The following is a 630-nucleotide window of genomic DNA, read 5'->3' as shown; positions in this document are numbered from 1 at the left end:
CTCGACCTGGACAGCTACCAAGCCGCAGCCGACCAACTGCACGCCGAGGGATTTGGCCTTTGCTTATTGTGGCTGCGAGAGGAGAGCGTACTGGAGTTTATCCAGGTGGTGCTGGACCATATTGGCGCCGGGCAATATATCAGCCGGCGAACCGGCTTATTAACCCTCAGCCTATTGCGCGATGATTACGACAGCGATGACTTACCCCTGTTTGATTACGATACTGGCCTGCTGTCTATCGAAGAGGAGACCCTGGCCGCCAGCGAAGCCATCCCCAATGAAATCATCGTCAACTGGCACGACCCTATCCTCAATGAGGAGCGCCAGGCCCGCGAACAAAACCTGGGCGCAATCCAAGCGGCCGGGGCGATTTTTTCCCAAACCGTGAATTACCCAGGCATACCCACTTTTGATCTGGCCAGCCGTGTCGCGCAGCGGGATTTGCGCGCAAACCTGGGGCTGCGCCGCTTCAAAGTCCGCATGGACCGGCGTGGTTACGACATAGCGCCCGGCGGGCTGTTTCGCATCAGCGCCACTGACCGAGGTATCGAAAATATGGTCCTGCGCGCCGGTCGCATGGAATACGGTACTCACCGCGAAGGTGCCATCACCATCACCGCGTTGCAGGAC

The 630-nt window shown here is 58.6% G+C and carries 1 protein-coding gene; it reads left to right on the top strand.

All coding sequences use genetic code 11. The features are described 5' to 3' along the window. The coding region (locus MO867_RS22470) for a phage tail protein (RefSeq protein ID WP_252473319.1) at positions 1-630 on the top strand (630 nt) is incomplete at both ends.

Origin of the sequence: Microbulbifer okhotskensis (assembly GCF_023895975.1) — a bacterium.
Lineage (GTDB): Bacteria > Pseudomonadota > Gammaproteobacteria > Pseudomonadales > Cellvibrionaceae > Microbulbifer > Microbulbifer okhotskensis.
Note: the sequence above shows the minus strand (reverse complement) of the source record. Positions and strands in the feature narration are given on the sequence as shown.